Source organism: candidate division WOR-3 bacterium (assembly GCA_029858255.1).
In the GTDB taxonomy this organism is placed as follows: Bacteria; Hydrothermota; Tepidihabitantia; order SM23-42; family SM23-42; genus SM23-42.
The window spans coordinates 130,325-155,167 of record JAOUFJ010000004.1 but is presented as its reverse complement, the minus strand read 5'-3'; the positions used below and the strand labels follow the sequence as shown (position 1 = coordinate 155,167).

Annotated in this window: 20 protein-coding genes; 10 read left to right on the top strand and 10 right to left on the bottom strand. The window is 44.6% G+C overall.

Going from position 1 to position 24,843, the window contains the following annotated elements; translation table 11 throughout:
• Positions 1-181 precede the first annotated feature (181 nt).
• Both OEV79_03790 and OEV79_03785 read right to left on the bottom strand, forming a co-directional pair.
• On the bottom strand, positions 182-1,057 hold the full coding sequence (locus OEV79_03790) for a polysaccharide deacetylase family protein (protein ID MDH4210546.1): 876 nt from the start codon (positions 1,055-1,057) through the stop codon (positions 182-184).
• Positions 1,054-1,848, bottom strand: a complete 795-nt coding sequence (locus OEV79_03785) for a formyltransferase family protein (GenBank protein ID MDH4210545.1) — start codon at positions 1,846-1,848, stop codon at positions 1,054-1,056. The genes OEV79_03790 and OEV79_03785 overlap by 4 nt, the downstream gene beginning before the upstream one ends.
• 272 nt (positions 1,849-2,120) lie before the next feature.
• On the opposite strand from OEV79_03785, the gene OEV79_03780 reads away from it, so the two are divergent.
• The 7 genes from OEV79_03780 to OEV79_03750 all read left to right on the top strand — a co-directional run bounded on the left by OEV79_03780 (position 2,121) and on the right by OEV79_03750 (position 11,212).
• Positions 2,121-3,353: a Wzz/FepE/Etk N-terminal domain-containing protein gene (locus tag OEV79_03780; GenBank protein MDH4210544.1), complete on the top strand. Its 1,233-nt coding sequence runs from the start codon at positions 2,121-2,123 to the stop codon at positions 3,351-3,353.
• A 6-nt stretch (positions 3,354-3,359) separates the two neighbouring features.
• Entirely contained in the window at positions 3,360-4,739 is a 1,380-nt protein-coding gene (locus tag OEV79_03775; GenBank protein ID MDH4210543.1) for an O-antigen ligase family protein, read from the top strand.
• On the top strand, positions 4,714-5,826 hold the full coding sequence (locus OEV79_03770; protein MDH4210542.1) for a glycosyltransferase: 1,113 nt from the start codon (positions 4,714-4,716) through the stop codon (positions 5,824-5,826). Before OEV79_03775 ends, OEV79_03770 begins: the two co-directional genes overlap by 26 nt.
• Positions 5,819-7,111: an oligosaccharide flippase family protein gene (locus OEV79_03765; protein MDH4210541.1), complete on the top strand. Its 1,293-nt coding sequence runs from the start codon at positions 5,819-5,821 to the stop codon at positions 7,109-7,111. The genes OEV79_03770 and OEV79_03765 overlap by 8 nt, the downstream gene beginning before the upstream one ends.
• A complete protein-coding gene (locus OEV79_03760) occupies positions 7,112-8,398 on the top strand; it encodes a glycosyltransferase (GenBank protein ID MDH4210540.1) in 1,287 nt (428 codons plus the stop codon).
• Entirely contained in the window at positions 8,395-9,312 is a 918-nt protein-coding gene (locus OEV79_03755; GenBank protein ID MDH4210539.1) for a glycosyltransferase family 2 protein, read from the top strand. Before OEV79_03760 ends, OEV79_03755 begins: the two co-directional genes overlap by 4 nt.
• 118 nt (positions 9,313-9,430) lie before the next feature.
• Entirely contained in the window at positions 9,431-11,212 is a 1,782-nt protein-coding gene (locus tag OEV79_03750; GenBank protein ID MDH4210538.1) for a hypothetical protein, read from the top strand.
• On the opposite strand, the gene OEV79_03745 is transcribed toward OEV79_03750, so the two are convergent.
• From OEV79_03745 to OEV79_03735, 3 genes are read right to left on the bottom strand one after another with little or no spacing between them, the layout of a single operon-like run.
• Entirely contained in the window at positions 11,198-12,334 is a 1,137-nt protein-coding gene (locus OEV79_03745; GenBank protein MDH4210537.1) for a glycosyltransferase family 4 protein, read from the bottom strand. The two genes, OEV79_03750 and OEV79_03745, sit on opposite strands and share 15 nt — an antisense overlap.
• The gene (locus OEV79_03740) at positions 12,318-13,394 is read right to left on the bottom strand and encodes a glycosyltransferase family 4 protein (GenBank protein MDH4210536.1); all 1,077 of its coding nucleotides are present in this window, start codon (positions 13,392-13,394) and stop codon (positions 12,318-12,320) included. Before OEV79_03740 ends, OEV79_03745 begins: the two co-directional genes overlap by 17 nt.
• Positions 13,391-14,260, bottom strand: a complete 870-nt coding sequence (locus OEV79_03735; protein MDH4210535.1) for a glycosyltransferase family 2 protein — start codon at positions 14,258-14,260, stop codon at positions 13,391-13,393. The genes OEV79_03740 and OEV79_03735 overlap by 4 nt, the downstream gene beginning before the upstream one ends.
• Before the next feature lie 229 nt (positions 14,261-14,489).
• Between OEV79_03735 and OEV79_03730 the strand changes: the two genes are divergently transcribed.
• Positions 14,490-15,479, top strand: a complete 990-nt coding sequence (locus OEV79_03730) for an ATPase (GenBank protein ID MDH4210534.1) — start codon at positions 14,490-14,492, stop codon at positions 15,477-15,479.
• On the opposite strand, the gene OEV79_03725 is transcribed toward OEV79_03730, so the two are convergent.
• The 4 genes from OEV79_03725 to OEV79_03710 all read right to left on the bottom strand — a co-directional run bounded on the left by OEV79_03725 (position 15,472) and on the right by OEV79_03710 (position 21,397).
• Positions 15,472-17,328, bottom strand: a complete 1,857-nt coding sequence (locus tag OEV79_03725) for a M1 family metallopeptidase (protein ID MDH4210533.1) — start codon at positions 17,326-17,328, stop codon at positions 15,472-15,474. The two genes, OEV79_03730 and OEV79_03725, sit on opposite strands and share 8 nt — an antisense overlap.
• 354 nt (positions 17,329-17,682) lie before the next feature.
• Positions 17,683-18,501: an agmatinase gene (gene speB / locus OEV79_03720; GenBank protein MDH4210532.1), complete on the bottom strand. Its 819-nt coding sequence runs from the start codon at positions 18,499-18,501 to the stop codon at positions 17,683-17,685.
• Between the two features lie 147 nt (positions 18,502-18,648).
• Positions 18,649-19,665, bottom strand: a complete 1,017-nt coding sequence (locus OEV79_03715; GenBank protein ID MDH4210531.1) for an RnfABCDGE type electron transport complex subunit B — start codon at positions 19,663-19,665, stop codon at positions 18,649-18,651.
• Between the two features lie 88 nt (positions 19,666-19,753).
• Complete coding sequence (locus tag OEV79_03710) at positions 19,754-21,397, bottom strand: M6 family metalloprotease domain-containing protein (protein MDH4210530.1); 1,644 nt, start codon at positions 21,395-21,397, stop codon at positions 19,754-19,756.
• A 149-nt stretch (positions 21,398-21,546) separates the two neighbouring features.
• Between OEV79_03710 and OEV79_03705 the strand changes: the two genes are divergently transcribed.
• Positions 21,547-22,020, top strand: a complete 474-nt coding sequence (locus OEV79_03705; GenBank protein MDH4210529.1) for a hypothetical protein — start codon at positions 21,547-21,549, stop codon at positions 22,018-22,020.
• A gap of 42 nt (positions 22,021-22,062) precedes the next feature.
• Positions 22,063-23,427, top strand: coding sequence for an SBBP repeat-containing protein (locus OEV79_03700; GenBank protein ID MDH4210528.1), 1,365 nt, complete (start codon positions 22,063-22,065; stop codon positions 23,425-23,427).
• 86 nt (positions 23,428-23,513) lie between these two features.
• Here the strand turns inward: OEV79_03700 and OEV79_03695 are convergent, their stop codons facing one another.
• Entirely contained in the window at positions 23,514-24,818 is a 1,305-nt protein-coding gene (locus OEV79_03695; protein ID MDH4210527.1) for a thymidine phosphorylase, read from the bottom strand.
• Between the last annotated feature and the right edge of the window lie 25 nt (positions 24,819-24,843).

Here is a 24,843-nt window from a genome sequence, read left to right as displayed (position 1 = left end):
GATGAGCAATATTGTCTTGGCGTGGGTACCCTGCAGGAGTCGGTTGAGCGCGTCATTTATTGACCAGAAATCCTGCTCAAAGATATTTATTTGATCCTGCATTGAGCTATTATAAATAGGATAGATATAAAGTCAAGATAAATGTCTTTCGTGCGCGCGTTCGAGATTCTCTAAGAATTCTCTAAACTTTACGCGCCAGGATCTTGGCCATTTCCCCAAAAGTTTTAATCTTAACGCCAGGGGAATTCTTTACCAACCTGATCAAATTGTCTATCTTGTCCGCAGTTCTGTCCAGACCATAGTAATGTCGGAAGTAATAATTTGTGCTCAAACTCTTCAGACGCGGCTGTCCCGGATCAAATTCCCATGGATGCAGGTAAATGCTCACGATGTCACTCTCTCTGAAAATATCATGCAGCTGCTTTCTAATAAACCACATTGGAGATAATCTGAAGTAGCCACCACCCAAAGGCCAGTATATCGTGAGATATGTATTTACTGAGATCGGGAATTCAACAAGGTCGTTTTCCAGAACTGTAAACCTGACGTCGCTACCATCTACCCTGCTCATCTTATTGCATGTTCCTATCTTCCCATACCTTCTGTTGAACTGGAAATCATTAAGGCTGGCGTCATAAACGAAATTCATCGCCTTAAGAGCACAGGCAGCAGCCTTTGTTATTGAGAAACTGGGCGCGCGGTATCCGATGATCTCCTTCTGCGATAACGGACTCAATATCTCAACTGATTTCCTGATATCAGATTCTACCGCAGAATCATCAATCTTATGCAGTAACTCGTGTTTATATCCGTGAGATGCGATTTCATGTCCCCGACAGGCAATTTCTTTTACCAATTCGGGTTTCCTTTTAGCGATCCAACCAAGTATGAAAAACGTTGCTTTTATATCTCTCTTTTTCAATATATCGAGTACAACCCTGGTACTTTCATCTATTCGCGATTCTTTCCCGGGCCACTCGTCGTAATGAATCTGCTTCTTAAGATTCTCGACCTGAAACCAATCCTCGATGTCAACAGAGAGCACAAAATACTTCATACGATTCTATAACCTCTCTTCTTGAACTCCACCACGTCACGCCTGGAAGGAAAAGAGAAGTAAGAACCCTTTTTATTTGGCAGGTTACGGTATTTCACCCGACCTTCCTTGAACATCCTGAGCACCTTTAGTAGCGCCCACGCATCAACCTTCCTTGTTTTTTTGATCAACGCATCGAGTGTCATGCCCCTTGTAATCTCGGTTTGTGCCTGAAAAATAATCCTTCCCTTATCGATTTCCTCAACCATTTCATGGACTGTTGCTACTGTGTGTTTCTCTCCGTGGAACATCTGCCAGAAACTCGGCATCATACCGCGGTAATCGGGGAGAGGCGCATTATGAATGTTTATACACCCCAGCCTCGGCGCCCTCAGTATATCCGACTTAAATATCTGTGCCGCGGCAACCGAAACGATTAAATCTATCTTGCTGTTCTTTACGAATTCAACGAACCGCGGATGATTGACATTCCTGTATGGAAGAATTCGTACTCCGTTACGTCGGCAGAAATAGTCTATTGAATGAGCGGCCTTCATCAATCCCAGCCGATTGAGTCTGTTGGCTATCTGTTGTAGAACATATCTCAGTGAGATCACGGCGAAAACTACCGGCCCGTAAAACTCGATCATTCTCCACAGGAGTTTTTTCTTAGATCTCTGTCCCAGAGGACGTTGTATGACAACGCCTACGATTTCAATCCCGCCCAACTCTCTTAAGAATTCATCAAAGAACGATTTGAAGAAACATGGCAGATAGAAAGGGTCATCTTGAGTCACCACTAATATTTTCATCTTTCAATACGAATTGGGTCTTTCCAGAAATATTGCTCGATCACACATAATCTTGACGCATGCATCATGAATCTGTGAGCCAGCACAAGCAAAATCCTGTATAAGCCCAACGATTTCCCGGATCGAAGAACGCATCGATGAAGTATACGAAAAATCGACTCTCAGTCAAGATAAAGCCCGCATGGAGGGATGGACAGCCTTGTATCCTTCGAATTGCAGCACTTATTGCTGTGCGTGTTGACATTATTACAAAAGTGAATATACTTCGATTAATGAGCGAAAAATCGGCTAAATCATTCATTGATTACGTAGAAGTGATCGTAAGATGGCGTAAATTTATTCTGCGTAATGTATTGGTTGTGGCGATCGTTGCAGCCGCCATAAGTATGGTACTGATCCATAAATACACCGTGACCACAACGATACTTCCACCTAATCCAGAGCAACAATCCATGCTTGGCCTCCTCTCGGTAAATGTACCAAGCGCCTTATCTGGACTTGCCCGGATTGGAGGCGGGATGTTACCTGGACTGACAACGCCGTCCGATTTATACGCGGCAATAATGAAAAGTCAGCGCATAAGACGCACAATTGTCGAAAAGTATAACCTAAAGAAGGAATTCAAAGCAAAAACTGAAATCGATGCCCTCAATGCATTGGATGGAATCACGAAAATAGCTGTCAGCCCGGAGGGCATTATTTCCGTTAGCGTAACATATAAGAACAAATACCTTGCCGCAGATATTGCCAACTCCTTCATTGAAGAACTCGATAAATTCAATACCGAAACAGCGATGACGGTAGGAAAGCGATATCGTATGTTCATAGAGAAACGCCTCGGGGAAAATATCGATTCACTCGCAGTGGCAGAAGAAACACTGAGAAAATTCCAGGAACAACATCGTACAATCGCGCTGGACATCGAAATAGAGAATATCATCGGCACAATCGCCAAGCTTAAGAGTAGCATTATCCTGCTCGAAGTTAAGCGCGGTGCATTATCGGCCTCATCTCAGTTCGATAATCCATTTCTTCGCGATGTAAATCGAGAAATCAACGAACTGAAAAAACAATTGGCAAAAATCGAATTTGGCCGGACCGATAGTACCAAGGAATTCGGCGCAGGTTTTTCTGTTCCGCTGGCGATGATACCTGAGGTTTCTCTTGAGTATGTACGTCTTTTAAGAGATGTTAAGGTCCAGGAGGCTATATACGAACTACTCACTCAGCAATATGAACAGGCAAAGATTATGGAAGTAAAGGACACACCGACCGTGCAGATTCTTGATGAAGCAAAGCCACCAGAAAAGAGGTCATTTCCCAGAAGGACGCTCATCGTCATTATTGCGATAATCTGTGCTTTTGCCTTCGGCGTCCTTTATGTATTGGCGCTAACATATGTACAAACCGGTGGTATTAGCAAAAAATCCCTTGAGAAACTGCAAAATATTTGGCACGTGCTTAAGAGGGATGTCTACTCACTAAAAAAATATCTAAAGAAATAGCACCGCATGCTTCAATTTGACGACACCCGTCAGTCTGCTCTGATCTTTTTAACGTTCATTCTTTTTCAAATTCTCCTCATCTATGGCCTAATTCTCAAGCCAACTGCAATCGCAGTTCTAACGGCTGCGGTTTTAGCCTTATTCCTCGCGATCGCCAAAATCGACCGGCTATTTATTGCAGTGATAATAGCCCTTTTAGTAATACCTGCATCTGGGTATAATTATCCACCATTTACTTTCAGCATAAATCTAATACCATTATATTTTGCCCTCATTAGCTTTGTTTTTTTTCTTTTTCTAAATGTTCTCCTCAAACGAAAGAAATTCGGCAAAATCAGGTTGGCAATTCCGGTAGGTTTCTTCATTTTATGGATCCTGGTGTGCGCACTAGTCGGCTTGGCAAACGGAAATAGCTTCCCAATAATAAAAAATGACCTGCTCATATTATGTCTCTTTGGACTATATTTCATAATACCAACAGTAGTCTCTTCACCAAAGACGTTCTCGAGAATATTGCTGATCATCGTGATTTGTTCTGGAGTAATTGCATTTGAGTATTTTTTGGTATTTCTTACCACCCTGCAGAGAGGAGAATTAATCAGACTCAACCCGAATCAGGGGATCATCTATTTGTTTGCCATTCCTCTAATGATAGGAATGGCAATTAGAGCTCGTAGTAAAGCTGCCCGATGGCTTTTTGTCTGCCTCCTTGCGCTTTGTTTCGGTGCAATTGGCATTACACTGACGCGGGGATTGTGGATATCACTTATAATTGCATCCCTGATCATGGCGTATCTTTTTCGCAAAGAAATTAACAAGAAATACGTACTTGGCACAGTGGCATTCATTTTCGTAGCGTTCATCATAGTGATCTTTTACTTTACCCAAAAGACCGGTTTGAGTATCTTCACTCTCGTGTCAATTCGAGCCTCATCACTTTTGTCCTTCACTCAGGATATTTCACTAAATCAGCGGCTCGTTCACAGTCAACTCGTATGGAAGCAAATCCTGCAAAGCCCTCTCATTGGGAATGGCCTGGGTAAGCAATTCAGCCATAGTTATTTCGGAACAACCCTATCATTTTTCTGGATAGACAATTCATATTTGGTCTTACTCTGGAAATTGGGAATTGTTGGCACACTAACCTTTCTTGGGATAGTTGTCAAATCCCTTATTGAATCGATCAAGATCTTTAAAAAAACCACAAAGAACGATACAAAAATCTACTCAGGAGCGATGATTGCATTTCTTATTTCTTGGTTGTTATTAGCAACCATAAGTCCACTGATGATCAAGTACTTCTTGAATATCTTTTGGATCACATTGATAGCAATGATTGATTGCGTCAAGAATTTCGGCAATGAAAATTACGATTCTGACATCTGATTTCTCCGGAAATTGTCTGGGCAGAGCGTATCTTTTGGCGAATCTCCTGAAAGAAAGACACTCTGTCTCTATTGTCGGACCAATGTTTGGTGCCGACATTTGGCAACCATTACAACAGACGAGGAGTGTTGAATTTCACCCGATCAGAGTGAAACCAACGGTTTCAGTGTTTCTTAGGAACATCACAAAAATCGTAGATCAATGCAGGAGCGACGTTCTGTACGCATGTAAACCCTTAATCGCCAGCTTCGGCATAGGTCTGCTCGCAAAGGCTAAATACAGTGTACCTCTGATACTAGATATTGATGATTGGGAGTTGTCTCCTTTTTTATTAGAGGATAGGATCCACAGATACATCTCGGGAATTCTACACATCAATCAGCCTGTTTCGTATCTGGTAAATCTACTATTCGACAAGTTCGTCAAAGCGGCCGATATGATAACTGTTTCATCAAAGACATTGCGCGCAATGTACGGCGGAACAGTAATACCCCACGTCCGTGAAATCGTACACACAAAACCGATTACCAAGAAAAACAAGGTAGTCATTCTGTTTCTTGGAACACCCAGACCACACAAGGGTATAGATGATTTGATTAAAGCATTCAAGATGGTAGAAGAGCCTAAAGCAATTCTTAAAATAATCGGTATGGATTACCAGGATCAAGAGAATTATCAGATAATAGCTGCAGCAAAGACCGACAGTAGAATTGTATTAAGTGGAATGATCCCTTTTGATGAATTGACAGATCACATAGCACGGGCGGAAATCATCGTGATACCCCAGAAAGATACCGTTGTTGGCAGGACACAGGTGCCTGCAAAAATCTTTGACGCCATGGCCCAAGGTAAGTCAATCATTTCTACTCGCATTTCCGATATTCCGGAGATATTGGGTAACACCGGCATTGTTGTCGAGCCCAATGATATAACTGGCCTTAGAAATGCGATTGTGTATTTGTTAGAGAGCCCAAAGAAAAGGAAGGAATTAGGTAGGAAGGCACAAAAAAGGATTGATACTCACTACAATTTTCGCAGAACAGGCGAAAAACTCAGTAATCTTATAACTTGTTGTCTCGATGTCTGATTACACCAAAAAAACATTAGGAGTCCTTTCTACTCAAGTACTCATATTTCCGTTGAGCATGATCTCGGGTATATTGATTGCCCGCTATCTGGGGCCTTCAGGAAAAGGTGTTCTTGCGATCATGTTACTTGTCTCGACAGTAATCAAATTATTAGGCGGTATGGGTATGGAGTTTTCAAACGTGTATTTTACAAGCAAGAAACCCACAAGGTTCCACGAAATATTTTCAAACAACCTTCTGATATGGATTGCATCAAGCGCCTTTTTTGCATTGATTGCCCTACTTTTAAGAGATTACGTATTATCCAGATTCCTCCCGGGATTTGATTCAAAGATGTTTAACCTGGCTGTGTTGATTTTTCCCTTTCTGCTATGGTCAGGCTATGCTCTTACTCTGTGTCAGGGATTAGAGCGCTTCTTCAAATTCAACATGCTCAGGATCATCGAACCGGTGACGAGGTTAGTCGGTCTGATTCTACTGGTCGTGATTCTCAGAAGAGGGATAACCGGGGGTGCGCACGCGATATTCCTATCTTACTTCGTGCCAACCGTTCTTTCATTCTTGATTCTCGCCAAACATGTAAAATCTAAACTTTCGATTGAAAAGAAACTCTTGGGTGAAAGTATAAAATACGGAATGAAAGGACAAATTGGGATATTTTTTCAATTCTTCAATTATCGGTTGGATATGTTTTTAGTTAATTATTTTCTCGACATAAATGCAGTAGGTCTCTACTCGGTCAGCGTAACAATCGCGGAACTTCTGTGGTATGTTCCCAACTCGATTTCTTTAACGCTCTTTCCAAGAGTATCGAGAAAAGAGCGTACGCCTGCAAGTGAATTTACAGGTAGGGTTAGCAGGATTTCGATAGCGGTAATGCTTCTCTCGGCATTAGTTCTGGGTCTTCTTGGACAATACTTGATTCCCGTCCTATATGGCAATGATTTCGTACAATCGATACTACCTTTGCAGATTCTTCTACCTGGCATCATTGCCTTTGGACTTGTCAAGATATTAACAAATCATTTACATGGTATGGGCAAACCGTACTACGGAAGCATAGTCACCATTTGTTCCCTGGTCCTTACGCTTGTGTTCGACATGTTGCTGATACCGAGGATAGGCATACTCGGCGCGGCGATAGCGACTACCGGTGCCTATTTGATTTCGCTTCTGCTGACAATTGTGTTCTTTATCAAAGAATCACACCTGACTCTTATGAAGTTCATGCTACCCAGTTTCGAATTTCTTTCCATAATCAAGCGATTTTTGAAGAAACCTTAGATGAAACAGAAAATATTGTTTGTTTCTTTTTACTTTCTGCCGTATAAAGGTATAGGTGTTAGACGTCTACTAAGATTTAGACATTATCTAGACCGTAGTGACAATAAAACAATTGTTCTTGCCCCCGAAAGAGACAACTATTCTGAAAACGGAGCAATTTTCGTCCGTCTACCGAGATTGGTAAAACGGCTTGCAAGTGTACTCGAGTCCGGAGTAGAAAGGGATGAAGCTAAGAGCCGCATCCGTCTTTTCTTTTCACATCTTATCGCGAAATACATGCAATTCACCTGCATTCCTGATCGTCAAATTTTTTGGGTACCCTATGCCGTGTTTCATGCCATAAGACTAGTTCAACGTGAAAAGGTCAACGTGATCTACACTACATCGCCACCTGAGTCCTCTCATTTCATAGGACTATGCGCAAAACTATTCAGAAGGGTAACGTGGATTGCCGAGTTCCGTGATACGTGGATCTACGATCCCCTTAACCCTGTAATCGAGAAATCATCACTCAGGCGGACGACAGATTCCTTTCTTGAAAAATTGATTGTTAGATCGGCAGATGGGATGGTCGTTAACAGCAAGGTCGCAGAGGGGTATTTCCGAGACAGATATTTCTCAAATAATCAGGGGATAATAGCTACTATTTACAGAGGCTATGACCAAACCGAACTGCCTAGGTTAAAGAGAAAGAAACCTCGGAAAGGGTTCTTGGTAGTACATACTGGTAACATAAGTAGAAGTCACTACGGACGCTCAATAGTCCCATTTATCCAAGGTCTGGTTCACGCTATCAGCCAAAATCCAAAACTGCGGGACAACATTGCAGTATTCTTAATCGGAAACTTAACCGATACTGAAAAGACTGCTATATCCATGGCAAATCTTGATCATATGGTTCAGGTATTGCCAGAGGTGCCGTACGCCGAGGCCTTGGCTTATCAACGTAGTGCAGATTTGCTGCTATTAATCAACCATCCATCAGCCCAGCCATCTGCTAATATTCCAGGGAAACTCTTTGAGTATATTGGCATGAATAAACCAATACTTGCCATCACAACAGAGGGCGCGGTGAAGGATATGGTATCAAAATACGGAGGTTTCGTAGCCAGCCCGTTGAAACCCGAAGAGATAGGCCAGAAAATCTCGATTGCGTATGATTTGTACACAAAAGGAAGATTACTATTTAAACAAAAACCCTCGATTCGTCAACAACTGAGGACAGACAAAATGGCAATACAGTTAATCGATTTCATTGAGAGCGTAACAGGTAGGCAAAACCCATGAAATCATTGGATTTATCCATCGTCATTGTCAGTTATAACGCAAGGCAGTTTCTTGCCCCATGCCTTTCTGCACTTCAAAAAACGATACACAATATATCCCACGAAGTGATTATGGTAGACAATAATTCTACTGACGGCAGTGTACATTATGTTCACACACACTTCCCGGCAACAAGGGTCGTGCAAAACCAACGTAATGTCGGTTTTGCAGCAGCGAATAATCAAGGCATACGAGTAGCAAAGGGGACATTCATTCTGCTATTAAACCCCGATACCGTAGTCACTGCAACGGCAGTAGCCAAACTGGTGGATTACGCTCGCAACAATCCACGCGTTGGCATACTGGGGTGCAGAGTACTCAACCTGTCTGGACAGCTGCAGTGGGATAGTTGCGGTCATTTCTTGACACCCGCAACGCTATGCTTCAGACTAATGGGACTTGAGAAAATCTTCCCGCGCAGCAAAATTTTCGGGAGAAGGTTATTATATTATTGGCCCAGGAATTCATCTCGGCAAATAGACTGGGTATCCGGTGTGTGCATGCTAATCAGAAGACAATTGATTGAAGAAGCAGGTCTACTCGACGAGCAGTTCTTTGCGTATTATGAAGACATGGATTACTGCCGTCGCGCCAGCACTGACAATTACATTACTTTCTTCCTCCATGATGCACAGATATATCATGTGTTATCTACAAGTTGGAGAGAGGGTAGCGAAAAACAATTAATGGTGTCCTTGAGAAGTGAGAAGCGGTATCTAAAAAAGTATTATGGTAGTCTAGGTGTGTTTTTTTTCAATACACTTTATGTATACGGTAGTTCCATTAGGCTTCTGGCACACGCTCTCTTGATGAACAAACGCGCGGTTAAGAATCATTTTAACATCTTAACATGGATAGTAAAACATGAACTTTAGCCGAATCTTTGTAGTATTGAAACGTACACTTCTGCCCGTCGTTTTTCTCTGCGCATCTGCATTCCTGCCATCTACAATATACTGTTCACAATACGTTGGTTTTCATCACAACAACCGAGTGCTATATGTAAACAACAACCCATTCGTCGTAATGTCAATCGAAGACCATAAGTCTGTTGACTTTGATGGCCACGTACGAGAAGATTATTTCAGGATAGCAGCGCAATTGCATGCAAATACTGTGAGCGTCTCCTTCCGCTGGTCATTCTTCGAGAAAGAACCCGGACTCTATGACACCACGATTTTACGAAACATTGCACTCGTTGCCGCCAAGTACGATTTGAAAGTGATTATTCTATGGTTTGGGTCGAACATTAGTGGCCATGAGAATGTTGTACCTCAATATATACGCAAAGACGCGGATAGGTATCAACCATACACGAGAAGTGACGGTTCAATTGCAGGAAAAATGTATGATGATGGTGGGGGCAGAATATACTGCTATTCGTTCGATGGCGAGCATCCGAATGAACTCCTCCAGCGAGAAGAAAATGCACTACAGGCATTGATGAAGTGGGTAAAGGAAAACGACCCCGGCGAAACATTCATAATGCTGCAGCTGCAAAACGAGCTATTCGTTCACCCTGAATTATGGCGCCCGTGGCCACCAGTGTACCCACAATCTGCCAAGATACTACCAGGGCAGAAAACACACATCTGGGATGAACGGTTTGATGTTATGAGTTGCAGTCTGAAGATAGAACTATCCCTAAAATCACCTGCTCATTGTGAGTTTGACATACAGATAACCGATACGCTGGGACAGCCATTCTGGAGCGGCTATGTTAAAGGAAGCGGCCATCACGAAATACACGTTGGCGGGCGTTTTAGTACCACGCCGGGAAAAATGAAGCTTCAATTAAGAAGAACCTGCTCTGACACTGTTTTCATTTCAGGAATCCAGATACGACCTATTGCAGAACGCTGTCACTGTGCAAGATGCAATGAGATCTACGAGAAACGCCAATCTGTTTCCGATGCTGACTTTATGCAATCAAACTTTCTTAATTACATGAAGGAACTTTCCCGGGCGGTGTCTTTGATCGACCGAGATTTCCCCTTATACCTGAATCTACTCGTAAGCGGAGATGCGAAAAAACTACTTGGAAACCCCTATGGCCAACCACGGAATTACCTCAATCAAATTCCAGAAATCGACTTCATAGCTCCTGACATATATCTGGAGTCGAAGATCAGTGTCATCGATAGTCTGAATAAGGAAAGAAATGCCGTATTTATTCCCGAGACTGGGAGATTTAAGAAGCGAAAAGACTCTGATTACATTAATGCCTTTTCTCTAATCTTTAAAGTTCTAGGAACATACAGGGGAATCGGGGTACAGCTATATGATCTTATCAGCAACGATTATGGACTATTGACATCCGATGGCATTTGGGAACAAGACGCATATCTGGTTCGCAATAGTTATAGTGTCATTGGGCATTTGCCCTTTGATATATTCTACAACAAAGATAATGTTTTATTCGGATTCAGGAACGTGGAAACCAAAACCCTTTCTATTGATGACCTGGAGATAGAGATTATACCAAATTCCGACCCGAAATATGCCCGAGGGATAGTAGCAAAAGCGAACGATACCTTAGTCATCGCGGGCATTGGTCTTCAAGCCCACATTTCTAAGAAAAACATTTCTCCGCAAAAAATCGAACGGGGGTATTGGAAGAATGCGGTATTTATCTCTCTCGGACCTCTCAGATCAGGCTCTTACGATATTGCGCGAGATAAAATATCAATTAAGCTTGACGACGACGATTTTTCCGAAAGTCGGGATTTCGATCCGACATCTAACCAATATTGCGTTAGGCTAATCCTTAAATAATCTTCGTGCACAAATGCCGTAGATTTCAAGAGTTTCAGCAGCAGCGTTTTCCCAGGTAAAATCCTTGATACGCCGAATTCCTTCTTTGACATACCTCTCTCTCAATCGTTTATTCGTAAGCATAATCCTCATTGTTTCTCCAATTTCCGCTGGGTTGTCAGGATCGATTATCGCGCAACAACCTCGAAGGCGATGACCAATTGCAACATGTTTTGAAACAACAACAGGGATACCCGAGGCCATCGCCTCCAATACAGGCAGACCAAATCCCTCATAGAAAGATGGTAGTACAAAAAGCGAGGCCCCCTGATATAAACCAGCAAGACCTTCTGATACTTGTCCTAGGAACATTACATCTGCTTCTAAGCGAAGCCTTTTGACAAGGCTCTTTGCCTCCTCATAAGCATTATCGGCTTTGCCGGCAATGACCAATTGATACCTCTGCCTCAGCTTCTCCGGGATCATGTTGAACGCTTTTATTAATCCATCGATATTCTTTTTCTTCTCCAGTATTCCAACAAAAAGAATGTATTTTTTACCTATCTTAAAATCGGACCTCACACTTAGCCGTGATTGCCGTGATACGTTAAAAACTTGTCTATCGACACCACTATAGATTACCTTAATTTTGGAATGCGCCACGCGTAGTATATCAACCAATGAATCGCGAGTGAGATCTGACACCGCTATGATAACATCTGCTTGCTTCACCTCTGTCCTAACGATTACTTTCCTTGCGCGCGCCTGTACAAAACCAAATGTTTCCGGACATACATACTCCAGCAAATCGTGTATTGTACAAACTGTGGGTGCTATTCTTACAATAAGGGGTATAGTATTGGGAAGGTGAACGACATCAGGGTTAATCGCCCTCGCATAAAAAGGAAAGACTATCGCATGCCAGATGTTTCTGAGTATTCGAAGGGATGACCATCTGATTGGAATTATCTTTAGATTATCTTTTGCACGAAGCTGCACAAAGTATTTCTGCCAAGAGCCCACAAACACGTAGTAGGTATTAACGCGGTCTACCTTGAGAAGAGCTTTGATCAATTCAAAATAGTAGCGGTCTACGCCGCGTATCTCTGATGCCCACCCAACACAATCAATTACTATCTTCATTGTGAAGATACGGTTTGACAACCGCGAAGGTCTTGTCCACCACCTTATCCCAAGAGGAAAAATCCCTACTACGCTTGAAATTACGCATGCCTATCTTTTTCTGCAGGTCAAAAGATAAAAGTAACCTCCTCAATACCTCAGCAAGAGACTTCTCATCACCGGGCGCGAATAAATATCCACTCAGTCTGTCTTTGACTATCTCGTTGACAGGTGCTATGTCACTTGCCACGATGGGCAAACCAAAACTCATTGCCTCAAGCAGTACCATGCCATATCCTTCGTGCAAAGAAGGAAAAACGAAGACATTCGCATTCTCATAACTTTTGATTGTGCATGCAGAATCAAGTTTTCCCCTGAAGACAATTCTTTCTGACAGCCTGGAGTTCTCAATTAGTTTCAACAGACCCTTAAGGTAGCGCTCATATCCGTAACAACCACCTACGATCTCACACGAAAAATCGATATCCTTGCTCAAATATAATGCCCTGATCAATGTATCCAGGCCCTTCCTGGGCTCGATATTGCCCACGAACAATATTCGCCTCTCGTTCTTTCTTACCGGCATTAGAGCAGATCTGAAAACAAGTGTAGGATTTATAACCACAATTCTGGAGGTGTCTACGTTAAAAATCTCAATATCGCTTGAAGTTTTTACGCTCGGCACTATGATTCTTACCGCATTGCGCAAAATAATCTTTTCCGAAAGAAATTCTATCCAGCGTCTAATCGGATTCTTCCTCAACCCGTGAACCACATGGTGGCATATCACCCCATAATGATTCTTCCTGATCATCTTATTTAACCACAAGGGAATAGATAGTCTAACATGCAGATTGTGGTCAACAAACAGGAACGCATCTTTATTCCTCAGCAAACGTAAAGTATAATAGACAATATTAAGCAATCTGATGCTCCTATATATATTCGGGATTTGGGTTGCGTCGATGATTTCTGTAGGTTCATGCACCCTGCTGGCATATTCACAAAATCGCTTCTGCCATATCAAACCCCCGGTACTTGCTTCCTTCAAATTCGGCGTGATGACAATGAGATGCTTCAATGTTGTTTAGTTAAGTAACTTCTTCTTCGGTCGGTAGCTTCTGTGACATGTCTGAAGTCCCTGAACCGGTATTGTAAGTGCATTCTCAAAACTGCGAGGAAGTGGCGAATGGCAAGCATGCTTACCGGGTTCTTCTTGGTTGATCTACGCCAATCATGGACAACATGAGCATCGGGCACATACCACACTTCCCAACCTCTTTTCCACATTCGAAAACAAAACTCAAGATCCTCAGGTCCATAGAATATACTCTTATCGTAAGGTCCAACATCAATCAACGCCTGACGGTTTATTAACTGACAAGCGCCTGCCATATAATCGACAACGGACGGCTGGTCATGAGCCCAATCTATCATTAAATGTCTACGCAGCGGCAGTGGCGACTCAGTATCAGCAATTTTGACAATGCGGTTGAGAATGGACGAACTGAGAGTCGGAAATCTACGACAGCTGTGTATTAACTCTCCGCGAGCATTTAGCAGTTTTGCCCCACAAACACCAACCACAGGCCGCTTGGACATGAATTCTACGATTCTGTCAATCGCACCGTCTATAACATAGGTATCATCATCCAAAATGAGAATATACCTACCCTTACATACTGCCAATCCTTGATTCCGCGCGGGCGCAACACCTCTGTTCCTTCTATTTCTGAGCACCCTCACCTCAGGGAATTCATGCCTCACCATGTCAACGGTGCCATCAGTTGAACCATTGTCAACAAGAATTAATTCAAACGGATATTTCACATTCGTATAAATCGATTCCAGGCAACGTTTGAGCTGCGATTTGGAATTGACCGTTATAATCACAATTGACAGAATATCATAAAAAGATGATCTCTTCTCTTGCGAAAATGAATTCATTAGTAGCAACCGCTGTAATTATACACTTCTTTTCGAAAAATGCAAGTTGAAATATTTGATAAACTAGGGTCGATTTACACGCGCCAACGGCCTACATTTCTTGCATCTTGACATCATCATTTCGATATCCCATAATACGGTGCTAAAATATATGAATGAAATCACCCGACGTTGCTCAAGATGCGTGTTAATTGACAAAACCCCCAATATATCATTTGACGAGAATAACGTGTGCAATTATTGCAGGACTTATGAGAGATTGCAGTTGCAGGGTGAACATAGATTGCTGTTGATTCTGAATGCTCATCGAAACAAAACCAAGAAATACGAATGCATGGTGACTATCAGCGGAGGGAGAGATAGTGCATATACGCTGTTAAAAATCGCTAAAGATTACGGAATGAATACCCTTGCCGTTAACTATGAAAATCCCTTCACCAATATCCGGGCGAAAAAGAATATTGCCAACATGGTCCAGGCGCTTGGCGTCGACATCGTAAGATTCAAACATAAAAGTCAGATACATGAGTCATGTTTCAAAAATAATCTACTCGCCTGGTTTAAAAACCCTTCGCCTGCAATGGTGCCAATGATATGCATAGGTTGCAAGTTGATCTGGAAAACCATATTGCGGACTGCAAAAGAGCATGATGTTTCCCTGATTATCAACGGCGGCAATCCCTACGAGTATACTTCCTTCAAGAAGGAATTGCTCAACGTATCCCGAGATATGCATCTGGGTTTCTACTATGTTAATTACTTAAGGGGACTTATTAAAGAGTCGTTGAAAAATCTGGCATACATCAAACCAAAATATGTACCGATTTTATTCAAGGGTTATTTATTCGCTCACCAATACGCAATTGGCCCGAGGCTTTTCAGTCCCGGCATCGAAATCCTTGATTTATTTCATTTTATCCGGTGGAATGAAAAAGATGTGATTTCGAGAATTTCAAGGGAATTGCATTGGGATTATCCCAAAACATTAAACTCCACATGGAGATTTGACTGCGAGATCGCACATCTAAAGGATTATATGTATGTGAAGACATTAGGCATGACCGAGAAGGATGATTTCTACGCGAAAATGGTCAGGGAAGGGTTAATGACACGCTCTGAAGCACTTGCTAGATTGGAAAAAGAAAATCAGCTACACATCGATAAGATCACAGAAATCATCGAGCAAGTAGGTTTATCGCATAAATATTTCCTTACTTAACAACCACCACCCTGTATTTCTCATCGCCAACCAGCACGTGATATATGCCGGCACTGGACGGCTGGTAATCTAGTTCTTCGGCGTGAGTCTCGTAGACCTGACGGCCGGTAATGTCGAAGATCCTGATCAAACCCGGCACGCTCAGTTTAAGGTTTATCGCCCGTCCAATGGTCTGGATCTTCCGGACGAAGAGGTCGCCTTTTGCCACCAGTTCCTCGACCCCGGTCACCGTATTCTGCTGGATAACCCAGGTTTCAGGGTCAACTGTTATGCTGGTAGGCTCAAAGGGCAACACATACTCGAAATGCTGGGGCGAGAAATTGACTGCTAGGGTCAGTATAGTATCGCCGCTCGAATAATCGACCCCGATCGGTAACGGCATGTGGAAGACCGATGGGCCGATCGTCTGGTACTGGGTTACATCCAGAATAAGCCGCCAGTTTGGCGCCTCGTAGACCCTGCTCCAGGTAATATCGTATTGGGGGAACCCCATCCCGTATACCCATTCGTCAATGAACCAGTCGTAGTTGCCGCCAAGCAGCCCGTTCATCAATGTATTCAAGTCCTCGGTCGAGGAATTGCCGTAGGCAAAATAATCGCGGTAGGTTGCCATGAAATTAAGCCAGGTGGCATCGTCACCGCAAAGGTATCTTATCATGTGCAGTACCCATGATGCCTTGTAGTAAGTATGTGACCACGTGAACAGAAGATTCGGCGGCGGGTCATACATGGAATGTGGATTGGAGAGCTCAGCACCAATATACACGTTGCGGCGCAGCTTCATCGTGTCGATGAATGCCTGGTGCCCCTGTATTCGCTCCAGATACAACGCGTCACTGTACGTGCCAAAACCCTCATTTAGCCACACGTTTTCCCAGCCGAAGCAGGTGACCATGTCGCCCCACCACATGTGCGACAATTCATGGGCAAAGCCGAAATGATCCGGGGGATAACTGGTAAGCCAGTTCCGGTTTATCGTAGCCATGGTCTGATGCTCCATGCCCCCATAATAAAAGCCGGAAATGAAATCCATGCCGTAGCGTTCGAATGGATATTCGCCGTACAACGAATCGTAGAAAAACATCATGTCGTTCATCAAAGAGAACGCATTGGCTGTGTAACTAGTGTCGAACGGCCACACATGATAAAGCATTTCAATACTATCCGTAGGGGAGGCGTGATACCAATCTGATATCGTAACATAGACGCTCGCCGCGAAATGGATCAAGTAAGGTGAAATCGGATACTCATGCTTCCAGTGGTAAGTAGAGTAGCCACCAGAGGTCTGCTCACCTAGAAACTCACCGGTGGCACAAACCGTATATGAATCAGGTACCGTAACGTAGAACTCAACTCCGTAATCCGCCTTGTCCCACATCCGGTCGTAACAGGGCATCCACATTCTAGTACAATAAGGGCAGCCCAGGGTATACGCCATTGGTAGATACGACTGTACCCAGATAAAACCCATATTGCCCGAAGTCGTGCCGCTGTAGCCGACCATGATGTCAAAAGAATCGTTCAGCCCGGCGGGCTGGGGCAAATTCACATAAAGGGTTTCATCTACGTGATTGTAAGAAGCGGTCAGCCCGTTGACCTTGACCGAATCAACATTCAATCCAAGCAGATGCAGATCCACTACTGTCAAGTTGCTCTCATTGCTGCGTGCGGACATCGTTACCGCTCCTTCGAGATACCGTGATGTCATTGGTATATCAAGATCGATAAGGTAGTGCAAAACGTCATAGGAGTGCGTGGATTCGGCCCTAACAATTTCCGGGTGGTACACAAATTTGCATTCTCTTGCAAGAAATGAATTTGACAGCAAAAACAATGCCAATATTGTCATATCTCCTCCTTAGTAACGATTATAAAGGTAGGGTAGCGGATGTCAATCCTTCAAAAAATTGTCCGGAGTTCAATGGTTACGGTGCCCGTTAGTTAACGGCAAAATTCGAATATCGAAGCCCTAAATTCCGCGAATGCTCAAATCTTTGATTTGACCGCATTCACGAGAATCCTCGCATAGCGGGACAAGCACGAATCTCAAAATTCCAATGACCGAAACCGTGTTTTGGATTTTGGTCATTCAGGATTCGATATTGTTTAGTATTTAGTGCTTCGGATTTAGGATTTAACACCCTGTATCGCTTTTCATAACCGAAGGACGATATCAGAGGTATATGACCTTGTTCTACAGTTATCAGGTATGCGTCGCTACAAGGATCAGTTCGCGCAAAACCTCGGCTACGGTAGAACCTGAGGCATAGGGAGACGCTGCAAGCGGATTGTATTCTACAATGTCTGCGCCGATGACCTTCTTGTTCCCGAACAACACAAGAGAATCAACCAGTTCCCGGTAACTGATGCCACCTGGCTCAGGGGTCGATACTGCCGGCATGGCAGAGGGGTCCAGAACATCGATATCGATCGATATGTAAATTGGTTCCCTGATCTGATCGATAACCTTTGATAAGTGCTTGAAAACTTCGAATTTGTAAAGGTTGTTACCGGACTCGAATTCCTCTCGCGTGCCTGAACGGATGCCAAACTGGAATATCCGGTCAGCACCCAAAACGTCGCTTGCCCGGCGCATTGCGGTCGCATGACAATTCTTCTCACCCAGGTACTCATCACGCAGATCACAATGTGCATCGAACTGCACCAACGTGAAACTCCCGCATGTTTTCTTCATAGCCCTTACGATCGCTGGCGTGATCGTATGCTCGCCGCCAAGGAATACAGGCAATCTCTTGCCGTCGACTATCTTTGCGGATTCTTCTTCAATCTGCCCAAGCCAATCTTCGCCGTGGAATTGAATGTCGCCCAGATCACACACTCGGAGATCGCCTAGGCTTTTATTCTGATATGGTGAATAGTCCTCGATGTTTTCTGCGCATTGACGAATATACTGCGGTCCGAAGCGCGAACCCGGTATGAACGAAGAGGTACGGTCATAGGGGAGACCCAGGACTGTTACCTCGGCATCTGCTTTTGTGCTATTTGCGTAGTACAGCTTCATAAATCCTAAACACTAAATCCTAAATTCTAAACAAATTCAAAGCACCAATTCCAAATCCAAAAATCGTGCTTAGAACATTCGAATTTTGAATTTGGGATTTGTTTAGAATTTCGATATTCGAATTTGTGATTTCCACTTCTTTTGTGGCTATGCTGCTTCGGCATAACCCAGGGCACCGATCATGGTTACCGCTTTGATCGGACAAACCTCAAAACAACGCCCGCAACCAATGCACGTATCCTTTATCACGGCGTGTTTCTCGCCTGGCTCGCCTTCGATCGCCTTGAACAAACATGCCTTCACGCACTCTCCGCAGCCGTCGCACTGCTGTGAAATAGTGGCGTGGGGACGTGCTTTTGCGCGATCGATAAAAGACTTGGTCGGACACTTGTTGTAGCAGATGCCACATGAAGTACATTTCCCGTAGTTCATCACTGGCAGGTTACCATCCATGGCTATTGCACCTTCATATGGACACACTTTCACGCACATTGTGCAAGCTATGCAGCCAACCTTGCAGACATTCTTGACTGCCTTCCCTTTATCAAGGGATTTACATACCAGGTATACCAACTGTGATTTCGGTATCAGCTCGAGGACTTGTCTCGGGCATTCTTTTACGCATATACCGCATGCCGTACATTTATCATGATCAATAACTGGTAGGTGATCCGGCCCCATTTTGATCGCTTTGAAAGGACAAACTGTAATACAATGCCCGCCGCCAAGACAGCCGTAAATACATGCCTTGTTGCCGCCAAGGAGAATGTGATTGCTGCGGCAATCGCCCGGCCCAACATATTCAAAACGCTCAACCGCTTCATTCTTACCGCCCATGCAGCGCAGGACGCAGACTTTGGGCGCGCTCTCTTCAACTTCGATGCCCAGTATCTTGCCAATTTCCCGGGCAGTCTCAGAGCCTCCAACCGTGCACAAATCTGGTGGATATTCACCGGTCTTCTCGGCCAGCGCTTTTGCATATGCCTCGCATCCCGGGAAACCGCAAGCGCCGCAATTGGCACCAGGTAACAGTTCCTTGATCTTCCGTTCTTCCTCGCTGATCTGAACTGCCAGCTTCTTGAATGCGATGGCGAGGATAATAGCGAACACCAGGCTCAAACCTCCAAGCCCGGCAACCGCTTTGATGATTTCGTTGAGATCCATGCTGCCTCAATTATACAGACTTCTCTGCCTGTGTCAACAGCATGACCGTGCTACAGAATATTAAGAGAATCTTGTCTTCAGTAACCGCTTATTTTATGAAAACTATCTTCTGAATCCCGCGCAAGAGGCCGTTTGCTCCTTCCACTTCGAGTTTCACAAAATACGCGCCGGGTGCAACTTTGTTACCGAAATTGTCTTCTCCATTCCAGCTTATATTGCCTGCGCTCAGCTGAGAATAGGATTTCACCAATCTGCCCGCCGCATCGTAAATCTCAGCACGCGCCTGCCCGTAATCCTGGATTGCACCGAACGATATCTGGAACCGATCATTGCTGATTACGGGAGTAACCTGGAATTGCAGTATTGAGACCGCGGGTTCTGTCAGTTCCTGAATACCGGTCGGCAGCACTTTCAGGTCGGCGGTCATCGTATCACCAGGAAAACTCACATTCTCAACCGCGACATAGGTGGAAATGAAATCGTAATCCTTTGAATCGGGCACCGTCGTGTCATTGAAGAAGAAGTGCATCGGCATTACTCCGGGATAGGGATCGCCATGGTTGCCGGGGTTGATATTTTGTTCCATCTGCCAGAGGCCATCAGACTGTTCGAGCGCAACCTTGTAATGGCCATAACTAGTATAGCCCGGATACCACTGATGATCATTATTGGGCATGTTTTCATCAACATGATAGACCATTAAACCTTCCCATGGCAGATAGTTATCAAATCCCAGCCACTGGCGATTTTCAACGAGAAAATACTGAGTGCCGGGAGAACCGTCCCGCCACATCTTGAAGATAACAGGATTGTATGTAACGTTCGGAATAATGACGCTGTCCACATTACTCGTAACGATCTCGGGTTCCACAAAGCCGCTCGTCACCTTACTATAGGCATCCATGTGTGCCGGTGAATAGCCATTAAGATTCCAACTACCGCCTGCCATCAGGCTCCAAGAGCCGATTCCTTCTGAATCATAGTCATAGTCGTAAAGGTCGGGTAGACCGAAAATCGCGTGTCCGGCTTCATGCGAGAAGACACCAATTGCGCCGTCCTCGGGCTCGGTCGAATACCGCCAGGCATATACTCCATCCACATATGGCACATTTACTGTGGTCGAAGCGTGTGACCAGATATCGTTGACATTTCCCGTAACCTCGGCACCGGGCCCGGCGTGTACGACAAATAATGCATCAACATACCCATCGTTGTCGTTATCAAATTCGGAAAAATCGACGGTTGGATCAGCAGCCCATACCGCGTCCTCGGTCATTCTCCGGGCGTTCATTGGATAAGCCCCAAAACCGTAGTTGTTATTGGTGTAATAGGTATACACCTGCGGCATTCTAAACCAACCGACGACCGTCGTAATGAATTCTACAGAACCATAACTGATCTCAAGATAGTAATCACGCATTGACCCGGTTGGGTAACAACCGCAAGAAGAAAGTAGCGAATCAAAATGCGCAACCGGTTCGGTTCCTATGTTATCTGTGAAGTCGACGAGTATCACAATCGCTTTGATGGTGTCGGTCCGGGCGCGGTCAGATATGAAGGGCCTTGGATTTGGTTCATCAAAACCCCTCGCCTTGGCTGCTTTGAGCATTTCAACGACCTGTTCAAAAGTGCCCTCAGCATAGAGCCTGGCTTTCAACTGAGGAGACATCGGTACTGCACTTAGCGAACCAACAAGTAAGACAAATAACAAACCTATGATGATTAACTTCATGTAACCTCCTTTCCAATAGTATCTGACATTTCACGAATGTCAACATTCAACAGAATCTCTATCATTTGGACAAATACGTAAAGCCTTTGTTTATTGACTAAGGGGCTATCTCGCATATACTAATCTATACAGCAATCAAGGAGGTACGTATGGATAAAAAAATAGTAATAATTGGGATCATCATAATCTTCGCGCTTGTCGCTTTAAACTGCGCTCCAAAGAACGAACGCTGGACGTGGGACCACCAGGCAGGATTCTGGGCAGGCATATGGCACGGCATCATAATCATCATTACCTTCATCGTTAGTCTCTTCACCGACACCGTGGGCATCTACGAGTTCGAGAACAATGGATGGCCCTACAACTTAGGCTTTCTCATCGGTCTGTGCTTCTCGATCGGCGCGCCCTGGCGCTGGAACCCGTGGAAATGGCGCAAAAAGCATCATATCCAGAAAAAGGAATGGGAAGAAATAGGTGCCAAAGTCGAAGAGAAGGTGCGCGAAGGCTTGAAGGCTTGGCTCCAGGAGACGAAGAAAAAAGAGCGTGAAGAGGAGTGGGACGAAATCGCGCAAAAAATCGAAGAGAAGATCAAGAAGTCGTTGAAGGAGTGGACAGACAAATAACATAGCTTCAGCTTTTAAGTAAGAACGATAGGGGGGAAGATCATGACCGGGTATAGAAGTAGTTTTGTGCCCAGAAATTTCTTTGTCGTAGCTGTTGTCATTGTGCTCCTTGTGGCTTGCGGCGTAATGGAGACCAAATGGACGCGTGAAATCAACGTGTTGGGGCCGGGTAACTACAGGGTCAATAGCATAAGCTCAATAAAGAATGAAATCTACGTGATGGGCACGTATTGGCAGGATGAAAAAACTTCTCGATGCTTTATAACAAAATACGACACCGACGGTTCGCTCGATTGGTTCAGTGTATTTGAGTCGCCGGGTGTAGAGCAGGCAGCGGGCATTCAAATCGTTGCCTCGATGACCAGCGCTGAACAACTGGACGCAAGCAGCGAGGTTTACGGGCTCATCCAGACCCGCGATACGAACGGTCATCAGGGCATCGTGCTTGTAAGATATGATACACTGGGAAACACCGGTTGGCAGAACACAGTAATTTCCAGTGAAGGAACACTGAATGCCACGCTTCTGTCAGACCATGTAGGCAACCTGTATGTCGCGGGATGGGAAAAGGATGTCGAGAACAAAGCTAGCGTGTATGTTGGAAAGTATAGTGAATCTGGTGACGCTGCATGGTTCACAAAGTACTACAATGAGCAAATCGACTTCGGCGACCTAAAGTATGACATGATGCAATCCAATTGTCTCTTACTGGCCGGCGTGTTGACCTCCTCGGAAGAGTTATTCTACATGAAATACGATGGCTCCGGTCAATTTCTGGGGTATACCATACATCAAGGGCCCAGGGTCAGTGAGCTCTCCGACGTAAAAATCGACCCGAATGGATATGTCTATCTTGCTGCCAGCATCAACCGCCCCGAAACCGGAGATGACTATTTTACTATTGTATATGATAAGAACGACAATTTACTCTGGACGAGTCACCATGACGGCGCCGCGCACCGAAATGACAAGCCGAAAGCGATCGCCGTTGATGAATCGCTGAACGTATATGTTGCGGGTACGAGTGAAAATACGCAGGGAATGCCGGTCATAACGATCGTAAAGTACGACAGCGCTGGCTCTCCTGTTTGGACCGCGAACCTACCACAGAAGAATGCGGCCGAACCTTTTATGATGCAGCCCCGGTATATACCAATGGGCAGATACGACGAGGCCAGGCATCTCTATATTGCCGGAATGGTAGGTGAGAAAGCATTGATAGCGCGATGCAATCTACAGGGTGTCTTCTCGTGGACCGATGAATACGGACAAATTCACAGAATATCAAAACCAACTGCGATGTCTGGATATATTCTTGCACTCCAGAGCATAGAAGATGGGAAATCCGGGGCGACGATCGTTAAGTTCGGGCCCTCGACAGTAGTTGGCTTGGCTCGCTGGGATTAGGACAATAGCGAGAACGTAGAACCGCGCCTATCCCGATTTGCGGCAGGAGTGCATAAAAAGTGCACAACGTACATTGTTTTGCAGCTTTATTCTACTACTTCTCGGACCAGTTTTATCTGTTTTGGAGGATTATTCTGAATATTGAATACCTGCTTTAACCTGACTGCGACGTGCCGCAATTTCGCCCGATTATCACCAAGCACTTCGGCCAGGCATGTTCCTTTCTTGACATAGTCGCCTGTCTTTTTGTGGATCTTGAAACCACAAGATGGATCTACTGAATCCTTTTTTCTTTTTCTACCACCACCTAAATCGATCAGCAACATACCGATAGAAAAACAGTCAATAGCATATATGTAACCGGATTTTTGCGCCACTACACTAGTCTTGTACTTGGGCAGCGGAAGATACGAATACTCCTCGACGATCCGTGTATCGCCCCCCTGACATTCGACCATATCTTTAAACTTGTGCAGAGCCGCACCTTCCGCAATCCTTTTTTCGAGTAGCTTAATACCACCAAGGATCCTAGCCATCTTGAGCATCTCCGTTCCCAATGCCAATGTCACTTCCATCAGATCTTCTGGCCCCTTTCCTTTCAGGCATTCGATCGCCTCGATCACTTCAAGCGAATTCCCGACGTTTACACCCAGCGGATCATTCATGCTTGTCATAACGGCAATTGTTTTCACCCCTGAACGCCGACCAATATGCACCATCGTTTGGGCAAGCTGTTTTGCACCTTTGTATTCCCGCATGAAAGCACCGTTACCGAATTTGACATCGAGCACAAGACCATCCAGGTCCTCGGCGAGTTTCTTGGACATGATACTTGCGGCAATCAATGGTATGGAATCTACGGTAGCCGTAACATCGCGGAGCGCGTAAATCTTCCTGTCAGCCGGTGCGATCTCAGCGGTCTGCCCGATCATCGCAACACCTATTTTTTTCAGTTGTTTTTTGAAGTCGCCGATCTTCAGATCGGCCCTGAATCCTGGAATGGACTGGAGCTTGTCCAATGTGCCGCCTGTATGACCAAGACCACGACCGGAGATCATTGGTACGCATACACCACACGACGCGAGAAGCGGCGCCAGAATCAAAGACACCTTATCACCGACACCGCCGGTCGAGTGTTTATCGACCCTGGGTGCTTTGATATGGGACAGATCCAGCATTGCACCGGAACCCATCATCGATCGCATCAAGTGTGTCGTTTCCTCAGGGTCGAGCCCCTGAAGATACGCTGCCATCAAGAAAGCAGACATCTGATAATCCGGGATACTGCCCCTCGTGTACTCAGAAATCAAATACTCAATTTCAGCACTGCTCAATTTTTCCCCGTCACGCTTTTTGCGGATGAGGTCAAAAGGAGTGAGATGGATTTTCATTTTTTCCCATCGCCTTTTTGTGAGA